The sequence below is a fragment of the Virgibacillus proomii genome, assembly GCF_900162615.1.
In the GTDB taxonomy this organism is placed as follows: domain Bacteria; phylum Bacillota; class Bacilli; order Bacillales; family Amphibacillaceae; genus Virgibacillus; species Virgibacillus proomii.
Genome location: NZ_FUFN01000010.1, coordinates 628,735 through 648,132 on the forward strand (window position 1 = coordinate 628,735; position 19,398 = coordinate 648,132).

Consider the following 19,398-nt stretch of genomic DNA (forward strand, 5'->3'; position numbering starts at 1 on the left):
TGATAGGACTTTTCTCGAGTTTATGGATCTGTTGTTCTCTTTGTATCTCTCCTTCTTTAGTTATTTTCCATGTATACGCGTGTTTCTTTCTAGTTGAGTGATAGGAGGAATGGTATAGAAAACAAAGTTTCTACGTTCGCAAATTAGACACCTATAAAGTAGTCCACAATTCGTTCTCGGATGCTTAGCCATCTTATTGTTGATAAAAAATCTAGCAACTTTTCCATTCCCTGATTTTCTTCTCTAGTTGATGTACAATTTGGAGATTAAGATGGCCTAATGGCAATAAATATGTAAGCACATTATAATGGATGTATAATCAAACAATGTAGAAAGGTGGCTGAAGTGGATTGCGTGCTTTATTAAATGTTGATTACACGATTGATTTTGTCGCTAAAGATGGAAAATTGACCTGCGGGATTCCTGGACAAGCTATTGAAGACAAAGTTGTTTCGCTTACAAAAGAATTCATTGAGAATGGCGACTTTGTCATATTTGCTATTGATGCTCATCAAGAAAACGATCAATACCATCCTGAAGCTAATTTATTTCCTCCGCATAATATCGTTGGCACAACAGGAAAGGATTTATACGGAAAATTGAAAGAAGTGTATGAGACTCACATGTCGGATGCAAATGTGTATTATTTCGATAAAACAAGGTATAGTGCATTTGCCGGTACGGACTTGGAAATTAAACTACGGGAACGAGGCATTACAGAGGTTCATATTATTGGTGTTTGTACAGATATTTGTGTTTTGCATACGGCTATTGATGCCTACAACAAAGGATTTGACATTGTTATTCATAAAGATGCTGTAGCGAGCTTTAATCAAGCTGGACATATTTGGGCTCTTGATCATTTTACCAATACCTTAGGAGCTAAAGTCATCTAAGATGGATGTTTTAATTCGAAAAGCAACATTGGCAGATAGAGAAGAAGTATTAACCATATTGAAAAACGCAGCCCAGTGGATTCAGAAACAAGGGATTAACCAGTGGGCTTATCTTTTATCTGGGAAAGAGGATGATGCCATTGAAACTGATATACGCACTGGCATAACCTATATGGTTGAATTAGATAAGGAAGCCGTTGCAACGTTTAGCCTTTCTTCTGAGCAAAATGAATGGGACAGGCGTTTATGGGGAAAGCTAGAAGATCATGCATTTTATTTGCATCGTTTAGCAGTACATCGCGACCATGGAGGCAAACAAATTGGTGAAAAAGTATTAAACTGTATTAGTAAACAAGCAGTAAAAATTGGAGCAGTCATACGATTAGATTGCGTCAGCGATAATCCTCGCTTGAATGACTTTTACCAAAAAAATGGTTTTACTTTTTTGCACTATAGGAAAGTATAAAACTTTATGGTTTATAGTATAAGAAAAACGATAGCTTTCACCATAAAGGTTTGGCGACAAGCCAAGTTTTTCTAACGAGTTGCGGGTGAGGGGGAAGATCGCTTTGCTTTGTATGAAAAGCCCTTACCAAGATCTTGACTTTCTGTATATCAAGCTATATAGTGAAATTACATCGTTGAAGCATGGATGGAGACTAGTATAATGAAGCCGTCTTTTCCAGAGAGGAAATGGTTGCTGCAAATTTCCAAAGACGATCATTAGAACCTACTCCGGAGTTCGCTATTAAAAGGCCCAACAGCTGTAAGATAGCGCGGATCATTCCGTTACCAATGAGAGAGTGTGCAATCATTGATTGCAAACAAGGGTGGTACCACCTACCTCGGTCCCTTATCGGATGGAGGATTTTTTTAATGGTTATGAAATTATATTTGACTCTGCGTGGTGGGGTATGAAAGTGTATCGTCCGGCTTAAGCGCTCAACGGTTAGTTAACAAAACAAATATAAAAGAATAATTTAATGAATAAAGAGGTGTGGCGTTTTGGGTAAGAAAAATAAGCAATTTGTAGAAAAGATTACTGCAATGGAAGATGATTTTGCACAGTGGTATACGGATGTTGTAAAGCAAGCTGAGTTGGTTGATTATGGCCAAGTTCGTGGCACAATGATCATTAGACCGTATGGATTTGCCATTTGGGAAAATATTCGTGATCTGCTGGATAAGAAATTTAAAGATACAGGCCATAAAAATGTTGCTTTTCCACTATTTATTCCTGAGAGTTTACTACAAAAGGAAAAGGACCATGTAGAAGGCTTTGCGCCAGAAGTAGCCTGGGTTACTCACGGTGGAGATGAAGAATTAGTCGAACGCCTTGCCATTCGTCCTACGTCAGAAGTATTGTTCTGTGATTACTATTCCAAAAACATTCATTCTTATCGTGATTTACCGAAGCTTTACAACCAATGGGCCAATGTAGTTCGCTGGGAAAAAACAACCCGACCATTTTTACGTTCATCCGAATTCCACTGGCAAGAAGGCCATACTGCCCATGCAACAGATGAGGAAGCTTCGCAAGAAACGGAGCGCATGCTGGAAGTTTATGCAGATGTCGTAGAAAAACATTTAGCAATTCCAGTACTTAAGGGAAGAAAAACAGATAAGGAAAAATTTGCTGGTGCGAAGTATACATTAACGATTGAAAGTCTCATGCATGATGGTAAAGCATTGCAATCCGCTACCTCTCATCATTTCGGATCTGGTTTTGCAGAAGCATTTGATATTACGTATTTAGATGAAAATGGGGATAGTCAGTATGTGCACCAGACTTCCTGGGGGCTTTCTACAAGAATCATGGGGGCTTTGATTATGGTGCATGGTGACAATCGTGGCCTAGTCATCCCGCCAAGGATTGCACCAACCCAAGCAATGATTGTTCCGATTGCTCAGCATAAAGAAGGCGTATTGGATCGAGCATATGAACTACGTGATCAGTTACAGCAACTTGTTCGTGTAGATATGGATGCTAGTGATAAAATGCCTGGCTGGAAGTTTAATGAATATGAAATGAAAGGTATCCCAGTACGAATTGAAATGGGACCTAAAGATATTGAAAAGGAACAAGTTGTCCTTGTTCGCCGTGACACTGGAGAGAAGGAATTTGTTGCTTTAGCAGAACTTGCTTCTCGCTTGCCGGCTTTATTAGAGGAAATCCAAGAAAATTTATATAATAAAGCGAAACAGCATCTGGAAGAAAAAACAAGTGTAGCAACAAATATGGAGGAATTTGCTTCTATCTTAGAAGAAAAAGCAGGATTTATTAAAGCAATGTGGTGTGGCGATGTAGCATGTGAAGAAAAAATTAAAGAAGAAACATTGGCAACATCTCGCTGTATACCATTTGAACAGGAAAAAGTAGCTGATACTTGTGTTTGCTGCGGTAAAGAAGCAAAGCAATTAGTATATTGGGCAAAAGCATATTAAAATGCAAAGACAAGATAAAATGAACCTTCATTCAGTAGGAGTTTTCTTCCATCTCCTACTGAATGTTAGTACCACAAGGGTATGATCTAAAGGCCCTTGAACGAATCGGGCATTTAGGTGCCGTTTTCTCCCACTTAGACCTTTTGTATCAACTCAAGCTTTTGAAGTGGGAGTCTTACGGCACCTTACATGCGGGATAAAAAAGAGGGGGCCCCCCTCTTTTTTTGTACCTTAAAAAAGCAATTTGTCGACTTCGTTCATGCAACTAGGCAAGTTCGTTACCTAGCTTAAATTAAATGTAAGATATAATGAATGAAAAAGATAATCCAGATAATTATAGACTTCCACTGGATAAACGTTGTGAATTTTACTTTTTATAAAATAAAAAGACTTTATATGGAAAGGTATCACGTAATTGGTTAAAATACTTTTTTATCCCGCAACTGACTGTAAGACCTCCCCTTCATGCCACGAGGTGAATCTAGGAGAAAAAGCATGAGACTCAACTGCAATTCAAATAACGATTCTGTCATTCTAACAATCAGTTGGCAATAAAAGAAAACCCTACTGATTGAAGATTCACTTTATCTTGTAGAAAGTGTCAAAAATGCTCTATCCGGAATTAAAGTGGACAAAAAACTTAACTGTTTCTAAAAAGACGATGTATTGAATTTCAGAAGGGCTTTGTTCTTTCAACTGGATACTACAAAACTTCCGTTGTTTTCTTTAATTTGCTTCCAATAAGTAGAATAAGATACTTCTATAATTCCTTTGTAGTTATACTTTCTTTATTCATTTTCGGTTGCATTCATAAATTAAAGATGCAGTTCATAAAATTCTACACTATCTCTACCCAAAGCTTCCAACCTTATAACTTCCGCAGCACTCTATTTCTTAAAAATAATTAATAAAAATCAATTTTTTATTGAATAATGATACAATTAGTGTTATAAATATACATACAGATTAATAAATAACCAGTTGGGAAGGCGAAGCAAATGGACAGTTTAAAAGAAGAATTGATTAAAATTCATAACAAATTATGTAAGATTAGCGATCATTTATATGAACATCCAGAATTAGGTGATCAAGAGTATCAATCCATGAAACTTTTAGCTGATTTTCTAATAGATCATCAATTTAATGTTACAACAGGTATTGCTGGAAGGGAAACAGCATTTAAAGCTACTTTTGAAAGTGGGAAACCTGGACCAGTAATTGCGTATTTAGCTGAATATGATGCATTACCGGGTGTTGGCCACGGTTGTGGACATAATTTAATCGGAACCATGAGTGTAGGTGCTGGCGTTATATTAAGTAAACAGTTAACTAAAATTGGTGGAAGTGTAGTGGTGTTAGGAACGCCAGCAGAAGAGACAAATGGTGCTAAAGTACCAATGAGTGAACAAGGGGTTTTTGATTCTATTGATCTAGCAATGATTGTGCATCCAGCAGATCAATCTTATGAAAGTGGCGAATCCTTGGCTATGGATGCCATTCAATTTGCTTACTTTGGAAAAACCGCCCATGCTGCCGCAGCACCTGAACAAGGAATTAATGCTTTAGATAGCGTTATTCAATTATTTAATGGTATCAACGCGTTACGCGAACATGTACCTTCAGATGTTCGAATTCACGGTGTCATCTCAGAAGGTGGAAAAGCTGCTAACGTTCTTCCTGATCGAGCAGTTGCACAATTTTATGTCCGAGCAAAAGAACGTAAAGTATTAGAGGATATTGTAGCTAAGGTGAAAAACATTGCAGAAGGTGCAGCCATGATGACAGGGGCAACATTGGAGATTTCCTATTATGAATTAAGCTATGACAATATGGTTACGAATCAAGCATTATCCAAAACATTTACGAAGCATTTGCAACAAATAACCAAAAAACCAGTACTGCCAGCTAGGCAAAGCTACGGATCGATTGATATGGGAAATGTGAGTCATGTTGTTCCGGCGATTCATCCATATATCGGGTTTGATCAACCAGGGTTAACTGCCCATACAAAGGAATTTGCAGATATGACCATTACCGAAACAGGACATCAAGTTATCGCAGATGGAGCGTTGGCACTAGCAGAGACAGGTTATGAAGTAGTTACAACTCCTGCTCTCTTCACAGCAGTTAAAGAAGAGTTTAAAAAGAACAACCTTGAATAAAACATGAAAACATTGGAGTGATAGATAATGAAGAAATTAATGGGTATGATCCTTATTCTTATCGTGATGGCAAGTGTTATTGCCGGGTGCGGAGAAAGTAAAGATAAAGCTTCAGGTTCGTCGGGTAAAGAAGATAAAAAAGTACTGAAAATGGCAACATCAGCTGATTTTCCGCCGTTTGAATCCCGAGATCCAGAAGGCAATTTTAAAGGATTTGACATTGAGTTGGGACAAATGATTGCGGATGAATTAGGTTATAAGTTAGAAATCGAGGACATGCAATTTGATGGTTTGATTGGGGCACTACAGGCAAAGCGAGTAGACATGGTTATGGCAGGAATGAGTGCAACAAAAGAACGCAAAAAGAATGCGGAATTTTCAACAGAATATCACCGTTCGGGAGAAAGTTTTTTAGTAGAAGCGGATTCTAATATTAACTCTATCGAAGACTTAAAAGGGAAAAAAGTTGGTGTGCAGCTAGGGACAATTCAAGAAGAAGGTGCAGAAAAACTTGCAAAGGAATATGACTTCGAAATAAAAAAGGTCGATAAGGCAGGTCTTCTCGTTCAAGAATTGAATTCAAATCGTATTGATGTTGGCTATATGGATAAAACAGTTGCAGATGGCTATGCCAAGGAACAAGATTTGAAAGTTTTTGCTGACCCAACTGAAAGCTCACCTGGAATGGGGATTGCCTTTCCAAAAGGGAGCGATTTAGTAGCTGATGTCAATAAAGTACTCGCTAAATTTGAAAAAGATGGAATATTAAAAGAATTAGAAGATAAATGGGTAAATAAAAAATAATAAGTCAGATTATGGTTTATTAAAAATGTGAAAACTGTAAGGCAACATTGATTTGGAAGCCGTTAGTAATTTGCGCTGTCGATGAGTTTGAACTTTTGATAAATGTTTTAGCAAACTTCATATGAGTTGCAGAATGAAGTGAGGTATTCGGTACGGTTCTTTTACTGCTTTGACTGTATGTTTAAGAAATTTTCAGCTTTAGAACGAATACAGAGAGAAAAGTGAGGTGTTAAGGCATGAATTTGGATTTCAGCCAAATCGTGCCTTATATTCCTTTTATTATAGAGGGAATAGGGGCTACTTTAAAATTTGTCATTGTTTCAATTGTAATTGGATTTATTTTAGGTACATTGTTATCCTTATGTAAAATTACGAAGCTGCCATTATTAAAATGGTTTGCAGATGCATATACATCCATATTTCGCGGAACGCCGCTGATTTTACAATTAATGATTATCTATTATGCTGTTCCACAGTTAACAGGCTATGATATATCTGCATTTTTATCTGCAGTTCTTGCTTTTGGACTAAATTCAGCAGCATATGTTTCTGAAATTATTCGTGGTGGAATTTTAGCCGTAGACAAAGGGCAAACCGAAGCCGCAGAAGCATTAGGTATTCCATATAAACCGATGATGCTTCATATTATTCTTCCACAAGCATTTAAAAATATATTACCGGCTATGATGAATGAGTTTATTACTTTAACTAAAGAATCAGCGCTAGTATCGACAATCGGTTATTTAGATTTAATGCGGAGGGCACAAGTAGTTGGTGCAGATTTATATCGAAATTTTGAACCATTATTAGTTGCCGGATTAATTTATTGGAGCATGGTTTATATTTTAACTCAAGCTGGCAGAGTACTAGAACGGAGGCTGCGTCAAAGTGATTAAAGCAGAAAATATAACGAAAATGTTCGGAAAAAATACCGTACTAAACAATATTTCTACAACGATCAATCAAGGAGAAGTTGTTGCGATTATTGGCCCATCTGGTTCTGGTAAGTCGACTTTCTTACGTTGTTTAAATTTATTAGAAACACCAACTAAAGGGAAGATTTGGTTAAAAGATCAAGAAATAACCAAACCAAAAATAAATAAGCTAGAAGTGCGAAAGAATATCGGAATGGTCTTTCAACATTTTCACTTATTTCCTCATATGACCGTAATCGATAATGTCTCCTATGCACCACAAAGAGTAAAAAGCATTGCCAAAGAGGAAGCACACCAACAGGCACGACAATTATTGGCAAAGGTTGGTTTAACAGATAAGGAAAACGCATATCCTAGCCGTCTATCAGGCGGGCAAAAGCAACGGGTCGCGATTGCCAGAGCATTAGCTATGGAGCCGGAAATAATGCTATTTGACGAACCGACTTCAGCATTAGACCCGGAAATGGTTAAAGAAGTACTGGACGTCATTCAAGATTTGGCTCATTCAGGGATAACCATGGTAATTGTCACCCATGAGATGAATTTTGCCAAGGAAGTAGCAGATCGTATTTTGTTTTTAGATGATGGAAAATTAATTGAAGAAGCAGAACCCCAAACATTTTTCAACGAACCGGCTACAGCGCGTGCCAAAGATTTTCTGGATAAAGTTTTATAGAGACAGCATAGTAAGAAAAATAATCCCGCATCATTTGAAAATAGGATCCGGGATTATTTATTTTGACTCTATTAAATTGTAATTCAGATAAATGAACGCAGAAATAGTTCCAAATTCGGAAGGGAACGCTCCAAAGTCGAAACAGAGCGTCATCAATTCAAGAGAGAACACTTCGAGGTTGAAACAAAACATCGCCAAGTCGAGAGAACACTTCAAAGTTAAACAGAACGTCATCAAGTCAAGAGAACGCTCCGAGGTTGAAACAAAACATCGCCAAGTCGAGAGAGAACGCTTCAAAGTTAAACAGAACGTCATCAGTCGAAACACAAACTATGCTTTTAGCACTGCTTCAATGTCCTTTTTTATTTGTTCAGGTTTTGTCTGGGGGGCGTAGCGATTAATTACTCTTCCTTGTTTATTAACTAAAAATTTTGTAAAATTCCATTTAATATGTTTCGTAAACATACCCTTTGCTTGTTCTGTAAGATACTTAAATAAGGGATGAGCATTTTCTCCTTTTACTTCCACCTTACTAAACATAGGAAATGTAACATCATAATTAATCTGGCAAAATTGTGTTATTTCTTTATCAGATCCTGGATCTTGATTGTTGAATTGATTACAAGGAAAACCAAGAACGTAAAGGCCCTTGTCTTTATACGTATCATATAATTGCTGTAATCCTTTAAATTGGGGAGTAAAACCACATTTACTTGCTGTATTTACAATTAGTAGAACCTTACCTTTGTAATCTGCTAATGATTTTTTGTTACCATCGATTGAAGTTACTTGAAAATCGTAAACAGACATGAGTGATCCCTCCTTTTTGAAAAGGATAGCAACCGGAGTAACAGCTGTCAAAAACCTTGTTTGAAAAAATGGTTGAAAAAAGTGGGGTATGAATAATGATTGATCGTTGTATGTAGGAAGGTATATAAAAACAGATAGAGTAATCGTTTACATCGTTTGCCTGAAAAATGAACCATAAATAAGGTGAACAAATATTATTAAATATGAATGAAACAAAACTAGCATAGAAAGACATATTAACTGAAACATAACTGGCTGGCTCGTTATCTCCTCCCCTAAAAAGAAAGTTTTATTATCCCTCCCCGTTCATAGTATAAATTTATCATATCAACTACGCCTACAGTTTTCATTGTAGAAAACAGACAAAAAACACATCGGATTTTGATCAAATTATAATAAGAGAGAACATTTTTGGGCCATTTATGAGGTAAATGTGACAAATTTCCTAAATAAGGAATGCTACTTGTCGATAAAATGTCGTCATTATTGTATATTTAGTATAGGTATTAGTTGAAAAAAGTAGGTAAAAAGACTATGATGTTGGTACTAACTGGCTGGTAATGCGATGAAAATTTAAAATAATAAGGTCAATAGTCCTGTTTTTCAGTTTCCTGTTTAATATTTAATTACTAGATTGGCTTGGTCATGATTCTTAAAATGTCCAAGTTTTTCCACCTGCAATAAAATTCATTCTAACTATTTGAGCAAAAAACTCCATAAAGAAAGGAACCAATAAACATGATTAAAAATTTGAAAATCGTAAAGAAACTTTCCCTACTCGTTATTTTAGCTGTTTTATTACTAGTTACCATATTTGCTTTCAGTTTTAAGTATTTACATGACATGGAAGAAAACTCAAAAATAATGTATGAAGATTACTTGATCTCAATTGATAAGCTTGGAAAGATGCAAAAAAATAATTTTAAGATTGATGCCTCTGCAATGGAAGCAATGAGGACGGATGACCAAGAAAAATATGATGCCTTGATAAAAAATATTGATAAATTAGTAAATGAAAACTTAAATCTGGAGTCAAAAGAACTTTTTCCAAAAGAAATCATCGATATGGATTCCTATTATGAACTTATCGATGTTTATATTAAAGGAAGAACAACTGCTCTTGAAATGGCAAAAAAAGATCAGAAAAAGGCATATGAATATTATTTAGAACATGTTACAAGTAAACGGGCTGAATTAGATAAAGTAATGACTGATATCCAACAATACTTTTCCGATAAAGCAAATGAAATCAACATTAAAAATAAGAATAATTTACAAAAAGCTACAGTTACCTTTTTTGGAATAGCTGCTGCCGGTATTGTTATTTTTGTTATTATTAGCCTATTAATCGTAAAAGCTATTGTAAAACCAATTAAACAGATCCAACGTCTCATGGCAGAAGTAGAACATGGTAAGTTAACAACAGGAGAATATCAAGCTGATGATGAACTAGGCCAATTATTTAAATCCTATAATAGTATGATTAAGGCAATTGAAGATATTATCTGGTCTACACAAGAAGCTTCTGAAAATGTTGTGTCTTCTTCCGAACAGTTAACTGCCAGTGCTCAGCAAAATACCCAAGCCTCTGAGCATATTGCTTCAACCATACAGGAACTAGCAGCAGGATCAATGAATCAATTGAATAATATTGAAGAAACAGCTAGCACGCTGAATACTATGATTACCAGCTTTGAAAAGATCGCAAATAATGCTACCGTTATCTCAGATAACGCTAAAGAATCTGCTAATATGTCGGTTCAAGGGAAAGAATCAATTGAAGAAGTTACCAAACAAATGAAAATAATTAATCATAATGTAATTGGGCTAGGTAAAACGATTAAAAACTTAAGCCAGAGTTTATCAGAAATAGGCACGATTAATAAAGCTATTACGGATATCGCTGGACAAACGAATTTGCTATCTCTAAATGCAGCAATAGAGGCAGCAAGAGCTGGAGTCCATGGTGAAGGTTTCTCCGTTGTCGCTGAAGAGGTAAGAAAGCTTGCAGAACAATCCAGTCAATCAGCTGAACAGATAACAAGGCTGATTGAGACGATACAAAGTGATACAAATGAAACGGTAGAGTCGATGGATTCCACGAAGCAAGTTGTTAATTTAGGTACATCGGTTGTCCATGATGCGGGGCAAATATTTGAAAAAATAGAATATGCCATATCTGATATCGTAAATCAATTTAGTCATATTAGCGAAGATATTAACAGCTTGTCTTCAGGTGTATCAAAAGTTCAGCAATCTGTAGAGGGTATTAAATCAGTAGCTGAGCAAGCATCTGATAGAACACAAAATGTATCGGCAGCAACCGAAGAACAGCTTGCATCCATGGAGGAAATTGAAACTTCTTCTGAAAATTTGGCAAAGATTTCAGAAGATCTTCAACAATTAGTGAATAAATTTGATTCAAAGGATTAATTTTGGAGTCTCTCACCATGTACCATGTATCACTTTACATCCACTTGGGAAAAGAGTTACCTTTAAAAGTAGGTTGAATTTGAAATGAATAGAAATGGGGCTTGTTTTTAAGTCGATAATGACTTAGAAAACAAACCCCATTTTATAAAAAAGTTATGCTTTCATTGTTAAACGTTCACCTATCGCTTCAAGTCGGGCCTCTACTTCTTCTTTTGTAAGTCCATGTTCTTTTACATAAAGGTTACGAGGGCTTACTCGACACTCATGTGTGCAGCCGCGTAAATATTTATGTTCATTCTCCTCGGAGCAGAGAATTTGTTTATTACATTCTGGGTTTGCACAGTTTACATAGCGCTCACATGGTTTACCATCAAAATAATCTACGCCAACAATTACATGTTCTTTTTGATTCACTGGTACTGAAATGCGTTCATCAAAAACATAGCATTTTCCATCCCATAATTCTCCTTGTACTTCCGGATCTTTACCATATGTGACAATACCACCGTGTAATTGATTAACGTCTTCAAAGCCTTCTTTGCGTAACCAACCGGAGAATTTTTCACAGCGGATACCACCTGTACAATAGGTTAAAATTTTCTTACCTTTAAATTCATCCTTATGCTCGCGAATCCAACTAGGAAGTTCACGAAACGCCCGAATATCAGGACGAACCGCACCACGAAAATGTCCTAAATCGTATTCATAATCATTACGTGCATCAATCACAACGGTATCCTCATCTTGCATAGCCTCATAAAATTCTTTTGGTGACAAGTAGTTACCTGTTGTTTTGTTTGGATTAATATCATTTTCTAAGCGCAATGTTACTAGCTCTTTGCGAGGGCGAACATGCATTTTTTTGAAAGCATGGCCATCATGTTCATCAATTTTGAAAACCATATCCGCAAATCGAGGATCTTGATGCATCGTATCCATGTAGGTTTTTGTTTGTTCTTTTGTGCCAGAAACTGTTCCATTGATACCCTCATGGGCTACTAGAATTCTTCCTTTTAACCCCAAGTCTTTACAAAATTTAAGATGTTCAGCTGCATATCCTTCCGGGTCTTTAATGTGAACATACTTATAATACAATAAAACCTCATAATTTTTATTGCTTTCCATGTTGTTTACCACCTATCATTTATATTTGCAAGATACAAATGTATGGTAGTCGTTATTCATTTTTTTCTATCTTGCAATTGTACATTGTAGCACTTTTTTTAGACAGATTCTAGTTTGTGAAATTTTGTACAAAAGGTTTATCATAGTCTGTTCGAGTGCTTAACGTGTGAGCAATCCATTAATTGCTCGAATTAAAAAAACTCAGTTATGTATTCCTGAGCGAACTTTATATGAATTTTAAAAATAAGAAAAGGTATAGATCGGGTGAACGCTTAAAGAACATGGAAATGAATAAATTCTGTCTGCAGAACTTGCGAATGGAGTTTGGATAAGCCAACTTATTTCGTAAAATATTGACATACTACTACAAGTAATATATATTATTAATTTTAAAGGTATTTTTTACTATAAATGGGTTATTGATATCTACTACGTAGTATTTATTTCCTATGTAATTATTAGCTAAAGGTTAAATTTTAATGATTTTATATAATTATCTATCTTTTCTTAAAATAGCTATCATTGATTAAAAAGTATATCAATTTTTCTTTGCTAATCCCATGCATTAATTCGCTAACAAAAAGTATAGACCTTAGCAACTAGGTAATAAGCTAGGCTTAGTTAGTAATATCCCCAAAATTAAACTACCAAGGAGGACTCAAAATGAACCTTTAGATTGATATTGCAAAGAAAAAGATGAGAGTGCGTCCATGATGATCGAGGCTTTGGGTTCGGAAAAACTGGTCTTTAAAATCCGATATGTGGCTTTCAACAATTTTTGAATTGGAATGACATATCCAATTTCTTCATTAGCTCTCCGTTCCTTGGAAAAGAAAACCCCTTTCCTTTGTGAGAAAGGTTTGAGAGGAAGCTATACTTATGCCCATGTATTTACTAAAGGACCTTCTACTAAAAGCGATCACGGCCCTAAAGTAACGTAGAAGTCAGTACTGAACAAGCGTGCTACTCGAAATTTCGTCGACTCGAACTTCTTGATCCTTTATACCTCCTTTGACCACTTCTCCTAAATCAAGGGTACATGTTTTGAAGTTTAAGTATATGCACAAATGCCTATTCAAGTTTTTTCGTTTAATCAATGCCGAACTTTAGTGTAATTTAAAAGAAATTTTCGGAAAAAAAGAAGTTGTAGAATTATTTGGTAATTATAAAGTAATTATTTAGGTTGGAGTATTTACAAAAATATTTATTAAGGGGGGAATACGTTTGGGAGAATTTGTAGAAAATATAAATGAGTATACGGAAAGAATTTCTAGTAGAGAATTATTGAAAAAAGTAATTTCTGTCAGTGAATTGTCAAAATCTTTTGGATCATATAAAGCTGTTAAAAATGTAAACTTAGATGTTTTTAAAGGTGAAGTATTAGGGTTACTTGGACCAAATGGTGCTGGTAAAACAACGCTGATTTCCATGCTTTCATGAGTTTTAAAACCTGACAGTGGTTCGGCTATTATTGCAGGATATGATGTGAAAAAAGATATGAAACATATAAAAGAGAAAGTGAGTTTAGTACCTCAAGATTTGGCATTATATATGGAGCTAACTGGTTATGATAACCTTTCTTTTTTGGCTAACCTTTACGGTTTAAAAGGGACAGTTAAGAAAGAACGGATTTATGAAGCAGTAGATATTGCACAACTCCATGATGTTGCAAAAAAGAAGGTAGGATCCTATTCAGGTGGTATGAAACGTCGGTTGAATTTGGCTGGAGGATTGTTAAATCAACCAGAAGTTATCTTCTTGGATGAGCCTACAGTAGGGGTAGACCCGCAGTCTCGTAATCATATCTTTAATTCTATAAAGCATTTGGTACATGAATTAAACATGAGTGTAATTTATACAACTCATTATATGGAAGAGGCTGAAGCCTTATGTAATAGGGTAGCAATTTATGATTAAGGTGAGATTTTAGATGTGGACTATACATCAGCTTTAATAAATAAACATGGCGAAAAACAACTGGAGATTCAAGTTAATACTATGGAACATATGGTTACTGAGAAAATTCAAAATGTTCCTAATGTAGATCTCGTTAATCTAGTCAATAGTACTATTTATATTCAATCTTCTAATATAGTAGAAGTTACAGAAAGAGTGTTAAGGATAATCAGGCAAGAAGGTATCAAAGTAGGTAAGTTTAATGTTAGGGAGTCAAATCTTGAAGATGTCTTTCTTAAGCTTACCGGTAAAAAGTTACGCGATTAGAAAGGAGGATTGAATATGAAAATATGGCATATAGCAGCTAAGGATTTACATATATTCTTGCGTGATATTCCTGGACTTGCATATTTAATTATGACACCAATAATTGTTATTGCAATTGCTAGTTTTGCGTTGTCAGGAATGTTTACGGAAGGTGAGGTTGAGCAATTTTCAGTTCCAATTGTAGTGAATGATGTGGGAGAGGCGACCAATGGTCTACTAGATGTTTTACAAGATACTCAGGCATTGAAATTAGTAAAGACCTATAAGAATTCCAAAGGTGAGAAACAACCTATGACTATAAAAAAGGCAAAGCGTATGTTAACTGAAACAAAAGCGGCAATTGTTATACCGGAGGGGTTCTCTAAAAAAGTGGAAGAAGGAGATTATGCTGAAGTTACTGTTATAGCTGATCCAGTTGATAAAGTTATTCCTGGTGTAGTAACAGATGTTGTCTCTCAATATACATCTAAATTATCCATGGGACAAGTGTCTAATAAAGTTGCAATTACAGTACTGCAAAGCTCAGTATTTAAAATTGAACAAATGCATAGGGTAAAAGTTGATCCATCCGAAGAGATCAATTTTATCAAAGAAAAAAGTGAGGAGTATGTCAACAACCCACCAATAACAGTTAATGTAGAAAATGCGGAATTGGATAAAGGAGTGCGAAAGGCTACACCTTTTGAATCCAACGTACCTGGATATGCGGTGATGTTTGTATTATTAGGGACCGCAACCGCTGCTACAAGTTTGTTAGATGAGCGTGATCGTGGAACATTACGAAAACTGCAAAGCCTTCCAATATCTAGATTATCCATCTTGAGTGGAAAAATGTTATCCAATTTCTTAACCGCATTATTTCAAATGTTTGTCTTATTCACTGTTGGCCATTTTGCGTTTGGAATGTGGTTAGGTAACTCAATTCTAGGATTAATTATCTTAATAGTTGCCACTGCGTTTGCAGCTACAGGGCTTGCAATGATCATTGCTTCATTATGTAAAACGCGTGCCCAAGCCAATGGAGTATCTTTATTAATCGTCTTATCAATGTCTGTGTTAGGAGGGTCATGGTGGCCTTTATACATTGTACCTGAATGGTTACAGAAAGTGGCTCATGTGACACTAACTGCCTGGCCAATGGGTGGTTTTAATAACTTGCTAATTTACGGAGAAGGGTTGAATTCAATACTTTTACCCGTTACGGTTTTATTTAGTATGGGAGTTGTATTCCTCTTATTGTCTGTTCGACTATTTAGGTTTAACTAAAGGGAACTGGTACCTTTGTGTCAGTAGGATTCTAAAGCAAGTTAATTTATCCAAGAAACAAGGAAGAGAGGGACTAGAGACTATATGAAGTGGGTTAAAAGTGATGAAATCCCAGTGCGTTATGTAGAATGTGATCCTATGGGTGTTGTTCATCACTCCAACTACCTTTCTTGGTTTGAAGTTTTCCTACTCAGCAATTAGACCGAAAAATTCACGATTGTCTAAAGCTAAATTAATCGAAAATGGTTTTACTACCTTACCAACTTGGCAAGAAGCTTTAGCCTATTACCTGAATGAATTAAATCAAGGGGTAAAATAAAAATGATAACGAAGAAAGTGCTAGTGACTGGTGGAGCTGGATTTATAGGTGGTAACTTCGTGCAATTTATGGTAGACAAGTATCCCTACCAGAAATTTCCATATGCACAAATGTATTAGGCACCCAAATCCTTCTAGATGCTGCAAAGGCTGTAGATGTTTCGAAGTTTGTCCATGTCTCTACAGATGAAGTATATGGGGAGTTAGATTTTGATTCAACAAAATTTTTCACAGAGGAAACATCTCTTCAGCCGAATAGTCCATACAGCGCAAGTAAAGCAGCCGCTGATCTATTAGTCCGTTCCTATCATGAAACCTATAAACTATCAATGAATATCACACGCTGTTCCAACAATTATGGACCATATCATTTCCCAGAGAAGTTGGTTCCTTTAACCATTTCGAAAGTACTTAACGATGAAAATGTTCCACTGTATGGCGATGGAAAAAATATTCGTGACTGGTTACATGTCCATGATCATTGCGCAGCCATTGACCTTGTATTACATCAGGGTGCCAATGGGGAGGTTTATAATATAGGTGGTCATAATGAACGAACTAATTTAGAAGTTGTTAGAACGATTATAAAAACTTTAGGTAAATCAGAAGAATTAATTGAGTTTGTAAAAGATCGCCTAGGTCATGATAAACGGTATGCAATTGATCCTTCTAAACTAGAAAAGTTAGGTTGGAAACCTACTTTTACTTTTGACACCGGAATTGTTCATACAGTTCAATGGTACATCGATAATCAGCAGTGGTGGAAACAAATTATAAGTGGGGAGTATCAAAATTATTTTGAGAAACAATACACATGATTGATTAAAGATTTGGTTGCACTAGTTTGTTTTTTTTATCACTGGTCTCTAAAGTAATGTTTCCAGGGTTTTTATGTTTTTTAAAACTAGGATTAGCTATTTGTGTTTATGCACGTTTGATAGTAGATAGCTACAAGTCGAGATTACTTATAAATACCAAGACTTAATCGTTGGCATTTATGTCTGAATTGTCCCTTCTTTTATCTACAAAAATATTTAATAACCTTAATAAAAAAACCTAAAACACTGTTCATAAAGAAGTTTATCTATTATAATGAAAATAAAATATATTTAGAAACCACAAGGGGAGCTTTTTTGCTGAGAGTGAACAACTCTGTTCTGACCCTTTGAACCTGTTAGTTAGTACTAGCGTAGGGATGTGGAAAACGACGATTATGTTTATCCCATAGGTACAGTCTACTTTTATTTTTAATACGTAAAAGTAAGTTGCTTTTGCCATACCATCATGGGATAAATAAAATCTTTCACACATACAACACTTAACGTGTATCACTACGCTCTCCTTGAGGTTTCATATCATGAAAGGGGAGTATTTTTGATGCAAAATTTACGACTATTGGTGATGATTGAGGTAGCTTTTTTTGCAGCATTTGCATTTATTTTAGACATATTGCCTTCTATTAAGATATCACCAGCAATTTCCATTTCTTTTGCAATGGTACCAATTTTTATTCTAGCATTTCGCAGAGGGGTAGTAGCCGGGCTGTTATCCGGTTTCTTATGGGGACTTTTACAAGTAGTATTTGGAGATGCGGTCTATGTAACACCAGTTCAGTTTATGATAGAATATTTTATTGCGTTTGCTTTTGTTGGATTTGGCGGGCTTTTTTACACTGTTATTCAAAAGTCCTTTCAAAATGGGCATAAAAAAGCGGCATTGGCATGGATTGTATTAGCAACTTTGGTAGGCAGTCTCGCTCGCTACTTTTGGCATTTTATAGCTGGTGTTGTTTTTTGGGGAAAGTATGCACCAGATGGTATGTCCCCAGTTATTTATTCCTTAGTAGCAAATGGAACGACCATGTTAGGTGCTTTTGTTTTATGTTCTGTTATACTGGTTGCTGTTTTAGCCAGTGCTCCCAGAATCATTATGGAGAATAGCAGTTCTAGGAATAAATCGGAAAAAGTTTCCTAAATGAAAATACTACTGTTGATTAGCTAAACGTCAAAAGCGAATAATGCGCTAAAATTGTAAAAAATGAAGGATAAGAAACAAACTTAACCTTGATTGACTCCTAGTCTCTCAAGGTTTTTAATTTTATTGTATATTAACTATTTATATTGTTGGATGACAGTGGAAAATACCAAAAGTACAATAATAAATTTTAGATGACAAAAGGAAATTATAGGAACAGTTCGATGCTATATCCGTTTCGCATGGTGAAACTTTTTTTGAAAGTAGTTCGCTTGCTGCTGTTTAGCTAAAGCGATCAAACTACCGTGCTCACCTTCCTACGATAAGCTAACATCGGTTGGAATCTAATGGAAAACCGACTAAAAGTGGGCTTGCCGCTCACAGGCGTCAACACCCCTCTGTTTTAGAAGCATGTTTTCTTTATCCCGAATGTAAGAATCCGTATTTTTCTCATTTCAAAGATTTGCTTATGATTTTTGAGTACTGATGAGAAAAACGGCTCCTAAGTCCCCGATTTGTTCGAGTCGACAGGACAGAGTTGCTACGTAGTGATACACCGCGATTTTTCAAGGAAGAGAAAGCCTCTTGAATAAGTGCCGTGATTTTTCAAGACAGGGAAAAAACTCTTTAAATGAAGTTCTCTTTATCTCGCCAGGTATTCAGTTTGTAAGCCGTTAACCGAGCGTTTTTAGCTTTTGTTTTCCTTCACGAAACGTTGTCGTGTGGATATTATTCGTTATGTCGAATGTGAGAAATTATTTTTATATGCAATGGATATACATAACCAAATAAAAAGGTGGTATAATTCTTGCCCCTCGTTAAAAACCAAAAACAATAAAATCAAACATAAAAACAAATAAACAAATATAAATAAAACTAATATGTGTTGACTTTTTGTTTGTTTAGCATTATGATTAACATGTAAGTAAAATGTAATCGTTCTCATGAGGCGTTCATTTTCTTTTTAAAATATCAAAAAAGGATGATGTTGAATGATTAGAAAAGCTTTTGTCATGACAGTTTATCCTGATAAGCACGAGGAATATATGAATCGTCATCAAGAAATTTGGCCGGAAATGATCCATGAACTTCGGAAACATGGCGCTAAAAATTATTCGATTTTTTTAGAGAAAGAAACGAATAAATTATTTGGTTATGTAGAAATTCAAGATGAAAAATTATGGACCAATATGGCAAAAACAAAAATAAATCAAAAATGGTGGGAATTTATGGCACCAATTATGAAAACGAATTCAGATGATAGTCCAGTAACTGTTCATTTAGAAGAAGTATTCCATATGGATTAGACCCATTTTTTATTTAGGAGGAAA

14 protein-coding genes, 2 pseudogenes, 1 riboswitch and 1 other annotated feature are annotated in these 19,398 nt (G+C 35.6%); of the genes and pseudogenes, 14 read left to right on the forward strand and 2 right to left on the reverse strand.

Annotated elements, in window-relative coordinates; genetic code table 11:
- Nucleotides 1–350 precede the first annotated feature (350 nt).
- The 7 genes from BN1066_RS10865 (at nucleotide 351) to BN1066_RS10895 (ending at nucleotide 7,918) form a co-directional block, all read left to right on the forward strand.
- A complete protein-coding gene (locus BN1066_RS10865) occupies nucleotides 351–896 on the forward strand; it encodes a cysteine hydrolase family protein (RefSeq protein WP_077319459.1) in 546 nt (181 codons plus the stop codon).
- A 1-nt stretch (nucleotide 897) separates the two neighbouring features.
- On the forward strand, nucleotides 898–1,362 hold the full coding sequence (locus BN1066_RS10870) for a GNAT family N-acetyltransferase (protein ID WP_077319460.1): 465 nt from the start codon (nucleotides 898–900) through the stop codon (nucleotides 1,360–1,362).
- Nucleotides 1,363–1,536: 174 nt separating this feature from the next.
- Nucleotides 1,537–1,753, forward strand: a binding site (T-box leader).
- Between the two features lie 148 nt (nucleotides 1,754–1,901).
- A complete protein-coding gene (gene proS, locus BN1066_RS10875; protein ID WP_077319461.1) occupies nucleotides 1,902–3,341 on the forward strand; it encodes a proline--tRNA ligase in 1,440 nt (479 codons plus the stop codon).
- A 998-nt stretch (nucleotides 3,342–4,339) separates the two neighbouring features.
- A complete protein-coding gene (locus BN1066_RS10880) occupies nucleotides 4,340–5,503 on the forward strand; it encodes a M20 family metallopeptidase (protein ID WP_077319462.1) in 1,164 nt (387 codons plus the stop codon).
- Between the two features lie 27 nt (nucleotides 5,504–5,530).
- Complete coding sequence (locus BN1066_RS10885) at nucleotides 5,531–6,307, forward strand: transporter substrate-binding domain-containing protein (protein WP_077319463.1); 777 nt, start codon at nucleotides 5,531–5,533, stop codon at nucleotides 6,305–6,307.
- A 236-nt stretch (nucleotides 6,308–6,543) separates the two neighbouring features.
- Nucleotides 6,544–7,203: an amino acid ABC transporter permease gene (locus tag BN1066_RS10890; protein WP_077319464.1), complete on the forward strand. Its 660-nt coding sequence runs from the start codon at nucleotides 6,544–6,546 to the stop codon at nucleotides 7,201–7,203.
- A complete protein-coding gene (locus BN1066_RS10895) occupies nucleotides 7,196–7,918 on the forward strand; it encodes an amino acid ABC transporter ATP-binding protein (protein WP_077319465.1) in 723 nt (240 codons plus the stop codon). Before BN1066_RS10890 ends, BN1066_RS10895 begins: the two co-directional genes overlap by 8 nt.
- Before the next feature lie 330 nt (nucleotides 7,919–8,248).
- On the opposite strand, the gene BN1066_RS10900 is transcribed toward BN1066_RS10895, so the two are convergent.
- Nucleotides 8,249–8,728, reverse strand: coding sequence for a glutathione peroxidase (locus BN1066_RS10900; protein WP_077319466.1), 480 nt, complete (start codon nucleotides 8,726–8,728; stop codon nucleotides 8,249–8,251).
- A 738-nt stretch (nucleotides 8,729–9,466) separates the two neighbouring features.
- On the opposite strand from BN1066_RS10900, the gene BN1066_RS10905 reads away from it, so the two are divergent.
- Nucleotides 9,467–11,161 (forward strand): methyl-accepting chemotaxis protein, encoded by a 1,695-nt coding sequence (locus BN1066_RS10905; RefSeq protein WP_077319467.1) that lies wholly within the window; start codon nucleotides 9,467–9,469, stop codon nucleotides 11,159–11,161.
- A 153-nt stretch (nucleotides 11,162–11,314) separates the two neighbouring features.
- Here BN1066_RS10905 and trhO read toward each other — a convergent pair whose 3' ends face one another.
- Entirely contained in the window at nucleotides 11,315–12,286 is a 972-nt protein-coding gene (gene trhO / locus BN1066_RS10910; RefSeq protein WP_077319468.1) for an oxygen-dependent tRNA uridine(34) hydroxylase TrhO, read from the reverse strand.
- Nucleotides 12,287–13,597: 1,311 nt separating this feature from the next.
- Here trhO and BN1066_RS20795 point away from each other — a divergent pair.
- The 6 genes and pseudogenes from BN1066_RS20795 (at nucleotide 13,598) to rhaM (ending at nucleotide 19,374) form a co-directional block, all read left to right on the forward strand.
- Nucleotides 13,598–14,203 (forward strand): annotated as a pseudogene (locus BN1066_RS20795) (ABC transporter ATP-binding protein).
- A 15-nt stretch (nucleotides 14,204–14,218) separates the two neighbouring features.
- Nucleotides 14,219–14,509, forward strand: coding sequence for an ATP-binding protein DrrA1-3 family domain-containing protein (locus BN1066_RS20800; protein WP_245799768.1), 291 nt, complete (start codon nucleotides 14,219–14,221; stop codon nucleotides 14,507–14,509).
- 15 nt (nucleotides 14,510–14,524) lie between these two features.
- Nucleotides 14,525–15,775: an ABC transporter permease gene (locus BN1066_RS10920; RefSeq protein WP_077319469.1), complete on the forward strand. Its 1,251-nt coding sequence runs from the start codon at nucleotides 14,525–14,527 to the stop codon at nucleotides 15,773–15,775.
- A 321-nt stretch (nucleotides 15,776–16,096) separates the two neighbouring features.
- Nucleotides 16,097–16,911 (forward strand): annotated as a pseudogene (locus BN1066_RS10930) (dTDP-glucose 4,6-dehydratase).
- Nucleotides 16,912–17,204: 293 nt separating this feature from the next.
- Nucleotides 17,205–17,306, forward strand: a riboswitch (TPP riboswitch).
- A gap of 164 nt (nucleotides 17,307–17,470) precedes the next feature.
- Nucleotides 17,471–18,067, forward strand: coding sequence for an energy-coupled thiamine transporter ThiT (thiT, locus tag BN1066_RS10935; protein ID WP_077319470.1), 597 nt, complete (start codon nucleotides 17,471–17,473; stop codon nucleotides 18,065–18,067).
- Between the two features lie 992 nt (nucleotides 18,068–19,059).
- Nucleotides 19,060–19,374, forward strand: a complete 315-nt coding sequence (gene rhaM / locus BN1066_RS10940) for an L-rhamnose mutarotase (RefSeq protein WP_077319471.1) — start codon at nucleotides 19,060–19,062, stop codon at nucleotides 19,372–19,374.
- Nucleotides 19,375–19,398: the final 24 nt, after the last annotated feature.

Coding starts and splice junctions, on each gene's coding strand:
- BN1066_RS10880 (WP_077319462.1), top strand. CDS start 4,340: ATGGACAGTTTAAAAGAAGAATTGATTAAAATTCATAACAAATTATGT.
- BN1066_RS10890 (WP_077319464.1), top strand. CDS start 6,544: ATGAATTTGGATTTCAGCCAAATCGTGCCTTATATTCCTTTTATTATA.
- BN1066_RS10900 (WP_077319466.1), bottom strand. CDS start 8,728: ATGTCTGTTTACGATTTTCAAGTAACTTCAATCGATGGTAACAAAAAA.
- BN1066_RS10870 (WP_077319460.1), top strand. CDS start 898: ATGGATGTTTTAATTCGAAAAGCAACATTGGCAGATAGAGAAGAAGTA.
- BN1066_RS10920 (WP_077319469.1), top strand. CDS start 14,525: ATGAAAATATGGCATATAGCAGCTAAGGATTTACATATATTCTTGCGT.
- BN1066_RS10885 (WP_077319463.1), top strand. CDS start 5,531: ATGAAGAAATTAATGGGTATGATCCTTATTCTTATCGTGATGGCAAGT.
- BN1066_RS10905 (WP_077319467.1), top strand. CDS start 9,467: ATGATTAAAAATTTGAAAATCGTAAAGAAACTTTCCCTACTCGTTATT.
- rhaM (WP_077319471.1), top strand. CDS start 19,060: ATGATTAGAAAAGCTTTTGTCATGACAGTTTATCCTGATAAGCACGAG.
- trhO (WP_077319468.1), bottom strand. CDS start 12,286: ATGGAAAGCAATAAAAATTATGAGGTTTTATTGTATTATAAGTATGTT.
- thiT (WP_077319470.1), top strand. CDS start 17,471: ATGCAAAATTTACGACTATTGGTGATGATTGAGGTAGCTTTTTTTGCA.